At 50.8% G+C, this 488-nt stretch carries 2 protein-coding genes; both read right to left on the reverse strand.

The window, feature by feature from the left end:
• Nucleotides 1-197 (reverse strand): hypothetical protein (locus EES38_RS23135; RefSeq protein ID WP_439333282.1); only part of this gene is annotated, 197 nt, incomplete at its 3' end.
• A partial coding sequence (locus EES38_RS23140; protein ID WP_439333283.1) for an antitermination protein Q occupies nt 197-488 on the reverse strand: 292 nt, incomplete at its 5' end. The genes EES38_RS23135 and EES38_RS23140, both read right to left, overlap by 1 nt.

A 488-nucleotide genomic window follows, 5' to 3' on the forward strand; every position in this document is an offset into this window, starting at 1 on the left:
CACAGCTCTGTTTTGGCAATATCAACCGCACGGCCTGTACCATGGCAATCTCTGCTTCTTGCCCCCGGCGTCGCGGCACTACGGCAATAATCCGCATAAGCGAATGTTGCGAGCACTTGCAGTACCTTTGCCTTAGTATTTCCTTCAAGCTTTGCCACACCACGGTATTTCCCCGATACCTTGTGTGCAAATTGCATCAGATAGTTGATAGCCTTTTGTTTGTCGTTCTGGCTGAGTTCGTGCTTACCGCAGAATGCAGAGCCATACCGAATCCGGCTTGTGATTGCGCCATCCCCATAGCAGCCATCACATCAGTACCGGAAAGAGAGTCAGAAGCCGTGGCCCGTGGTGAGTCGCTCATCATCGGGCTTTTTGGCGAATGAAATTTAGCTACGCTTTCGAGTCTCATGCGCCTTCTCCCTGTACCTGAATCAATGTTAGGTTTCCGCAGAACACTGCGCCGGTATCGATATACATTTGGTTGGCAA

The sequence above is a fragment of the Vibrio viridaestus genome (assembly GCF_003856525.1).
Taxonomy (GTDB): domain Bacteria; phylum Pseudomonadota; class Gammaproteobacteria; order Enterobacterales; family Vibrionaceae; genus Vibrio; species Vibrio viridaestus.